5 protein-coding genes are annotated in these 3,800 nt (G+C 66.2%); all 5 read right to left on the reverse strand.

The window, feature by feature from the left end; translation table 11 throughout:
* Positions 1–49: 49 nt before the first annotated feature.
* A complete protein-coding gene (locus tag AC1D00_RS31240; RefSeq protein ID WP_135175760.1) occupies positions 50–1,207 on the reverse strand; it encodes an ABC transporter substrate-binding protein in 1,158 nt (385 codons plus the stop codon).
* Between the two features lie 59 nt (positions 1,208–1,266).
* The gene (locus tag AC1D00_RS31245; protein ID WP_477013307.1) at positions 1,267–1,851 is read right to left on the reverse strand and encodes an alkylhydroperoxidase domain protein; all 585 of its coding nucleotides are present in this window, start codon (positions 1,849–1,851) and stop codon (positions 1,267–1,269) included.
* 11 nt (positions 1,852–1,862) lie between these two features.
* A complete protein-coding gene (locus AC1D00_RS31250; protein WP_477013308.1) occupies positions 1,863–2,462 on the reverse strand; it encodes a CMD domain protein in 600 nt (199 codons plus the stop codon).
* A 37-nt stretch (positions 2,463–2,499) separates the two neighbouring features.
* Complete coding sequence (locus tag AC1D00_RS31255; protein ID WP_477013309.1) at positions 2,500–3,537, reverse strand: putative FMN-dependent luciferase-like monooxygenase; 1,038 nt, start codon at positions 3,535–3,537, stop codon at positions 2,500–2,502.
* A 126-nt stretch (positions 3,538–3,663) separates the two neighbouring features.
* The coding region (locus tag AC1D00_RS31260; RefSeq protein WP_477013310.1) for a MetQ/NlpA family ABC transporter substrate-binding protein at positions 3,664–3,800 on the reverse strand (137 nt) is incomplete at its 5' end.

Below are 3,800 nucleotides of genomic sequence, written 5' to 3' on the forward strand. Positions count from 1 at the left end.
TTCGGAAAACCGCTTCGCACTTTTCCGGATCATGCGTCCGGCCATCATGTCAGGTCGGCTTGCCGTCCCAAAGCGCGAACTGCCCCTTGCGCACGACCAGCTCGGCATTCATGGCGCCCTTGACCCGGCGGCTCTCGACGTCGAACGTCGCGGTCCCGAAGATCACGCTCGAGACATCCTTCACTTTCGCGAAGGCGTCGCGGACGGCGCGGCGATCGGTGCCACCGATCTTCACGACCGCGGCTGCCATGTGCATCGCGTCATAGGAATAGGCGTTGAAGGCGTCGGGCTCCTGCCCGTTGTACTTGGCCTTGAAGCCCGTGATGAACTTCTTCACCTCGGGCCTGGGATCCTCGGGGAAATAACGCGTGCCGAGATGGACGTCCTCGACCGCCTCGCCGCCGAGCTCCAAAAATTTCGGCGAGTAGACCGAGCTTGCCGCGCAGATCGTCTGCTTGAGGCCAACCTGACGCGCCTGGCGGGCGATCAACGCACCGTCGGAATAATAGGAAATCAGGATCAGCCCGTCCGGACTGGCATCGCGCACGCGCACCAGCGTGGAGCGGAAGTCGCGCTCCTCCGCGATGTAGCCCTCGGTGACCGCGATTTCGGCGCCGTATTCCTTCGCCGCCTTGACGAAATAGTCGCGGCTGGTGCGGCCCCAATCGGTGTTGAGATGCAGTATCGCGAGCTTCTTGAGACCGAGGCGCTTGACGGCATAGGCCGCCAGCAGTGGCTGCTCGTCGGCCTGGCTGACGGACGTGCTCCACATGAAGTCACCGCCCTTGGTGAAATCGGGATGCGAATTGGTGAAGCCGAACTGCACGAGGCCACCGCGCTGATAGATCGGGGATGCCGCCATCGAGGCGGGACTCGAGAAATCGCCGAGCTCCATGACGATCCTGGGATCGGAGACGAACTTCTGGGCAATGGCCACCGACTGGCGCGGGTCGCTCTGACTGTCCTCGAACTGATAGGCGAGCTTGCGGCCGTTGATGCCGCCGGCCGCCTGGATCTCGTCAAGCGCGAGATCAAAGCCCTGCTTCCACTGCGTGCCATATTGCGCGTTCGGCCCGGTCAGGGGGCCGCTGACGCCGAGCAGGATCGGCTCGGACGACTGCGCAAACGCGCTGCGTGAGAAGGCCGCTCCCGCCATCATGGCGGCGAGCGAGCCCTTGACCAGGGTACGGCGATCGATGTTGCTCATCTACGGCTCCATCCACTCAATGTTGAAACAAGCAGCAATTTCCATGCCGGTGAGATTGCCTATTTCGAGGGCTCACCGAGCGACAGCATCAGCCGGTTCGCCCAGTTGAAGAACGAGGCGCCGTTGATGACGTCGACGATCTCGGCGTCGTCGAGACCGGCGCGGCGCAGCTCCTCGACATTGTCGGGCCCGAACGCGATCGGCGTTGCGGCCAGCGCCACCGACGCCTTGACCACGGCATTCCAGCGCTCGCCGAGATCGGCCTTGACGCCCTCGTCGAGCAGCAGCTGCACGTCGTCGCGGCGTTTGGAATAGGTGCTTGCAAATCGCGCATGCACGGAAGCACAATAGATGCAGCCGTTGTAGCGCGAGGTCGCGGCGGCTGCGAGCTCGCGCTCGGCGCGCGGCAGGCCGTCGGCGACGTTGTAGAAGATGTCCTTGTCGGTCTTGGTGCGGGCTTCCAGCACCTCGGGATCGCGCACCAGCAGGCGGAAATATTCCGACTTGGCGCGGGCGCGATCGACGAGGCCGGCGAAGTGCCGCTCGGTCAACTCGGCCTCGGGCAGCGGGTCGATCCACGACACCCAGCCGAGCTCGTCCTGGGTGAAGACGACGGGCGGATTGACGGTGTTTGCAGCGCTCATGATGCAGCCCCCTACGCGCTTGCCGCTGCGAGCGTGCGCAAGCCGCTGACGACGCGGACCTGAAACGACAGGAATGCAACGAGTTGGGAGAACGTGACGATGCCGGTGGTCGACCAGCCTGCGGCGAGCAGCGCCTTCATGTCGGCGGATGCGGCATCGCGCGGCCGGAACACCAGCAGATGCGCATGCTCGAGCGCCGCAACCAGCCGGGCGCCAAGCTGCGGTTTGCGTTCCGCGCTGACGCGGTAGATCAAGCCGGCCTTGTTCTCGACCGACAACGGTCCGGCCGGGAAGGCGCCGTAGGGACCTGAGGTCTTGCCGCGCCCGATCTCGATCTGGACCGGCTCGACCAGCGCCGTTCCATCCGCATTCGCTGCGAGCTTCTGGCGATAGAAGGCGGCGACGGGGGACTCGCCATGGAGCCCCGTCACGAAGGCCGCAACCGCGGCACGTTCGGCAAGCGAAAAATCGCCGGCGTCGATCGGCTCGAACAGCGAGAGATAGCTCTTCTGCGCGTTCTCGCGCGCCTGCAGGCGGCGCGCGCGGATCGCGTCCAGGCCGGAGCCTGGCTCAATGCCGGCGAGCGTGTCGATGATATCTTTCGTGCTCATCATTCAACCTCGTGTCACGCGATCACATTCATTCCGGCTAGCCCGCGAGGGCGACATCGGCCGCCGCCGTCCGGGCCCAGCCCAGCGCCGGCGCGACCTTGTCCGCGACCAGCTCGATCGAGCGCAGGATATAGGGGTGCGGGGCATCGACCGAATGCGCCTGAAAGACCAGATCGGTCACCCGCTCCAGCGTCGCGTCGCCACGCAGCGAGGCGATGACCTCGTCGGCGGCGCCGACATGGGTGTCGAACGCGGTGATCATCTCCTCCAGCGTCTCGCCCGGGGGAAGATGGCCGCCCTTCATGAATTGCGGCAGCGCGCGTCGCAATCCGATGTCCGCAAGGCGCATCGCCTCGCGATGGTCGTCGGCAACGAAGACGCTGCGCGAGGCCATGATGCGCGGCTCGCGTCCCGGCGGCAGCGCTGCGAGATAGGCGTCGATGATCGGGTTCTGGATCTCGGCCAGCGTTGCGCGCGGCGCCTCCTTGGTCCGCGGCTGCGTGCGCGAGAGCAGGAGGCCGTCACCCGCCTTGCCGGCGCGGGCGCCGCCGGCGACCGAGAATGTCGCCTGCCAGATCCGGCCGTCCAATTGCGGCCGCTGCGGATAGAGCGTGTCGCCGCCGGTGAGCGGCTTGCCGGAGAGCGCGGTGCGGACGACCGCGAGATTGCGCGCAAAGATCTCGTTGCGCTGGGCGCCGTCGAGACCGAAGGCGGCAAAGGCCGACGGATTGCCGCCGGTGCCGACGCCGAGCTCGAACCGGCCGTCGCAGAGCAGGTCGAGCACCGCGGCATCCTCCGCCACCCTCACCGCGTTCTCAAGCGGCAGGGTGACGATGCCGGTGCCGAGGCGGATGCGCGAAGTCTGTGCGGCAACGTAGCCCAGGAAGGTGAAGGGCGACGGCAGGCCGCCCTCGCGCTCGTGAAAATGGTGCTGCGCGATCCACGCGGAATCGAGCCCGGCCTTCTCGGCGCGCACGATCTGCTCGGCGGCGAAGCGATAGCGGTCCGCCGGCGGCGCCTCGTCGAGAAGCCGCGTGAAGAAGCCCAGTCTTTTCAGATTTGCGAACCGTTTCATGCCAACCGCGCCCAACGTTGCAACAGCCCGCATGATGTCCGCTGCCGCAGCGCGAGGYAAGCAGCCGCCGCGCAGGGCTGYCACCCCGGAGCCATCCATTCCTGCCGAAGATACGACGCCGGCTGCCTACCAGCTGGGCAGCACCGCCCCCTTGAACTTGGTCAGGACGAACTCCTTCACCTCAGGCGTGTGATAGCTGTCCACCAGCACCTTGACCCAGGGCTTGTCCTTGTCGGCGGCGCGAACCGCGATCAGGTTGACAT

This window comes from Bradyrhizobium sp. P2_E8, assembly GCF_056403875.1.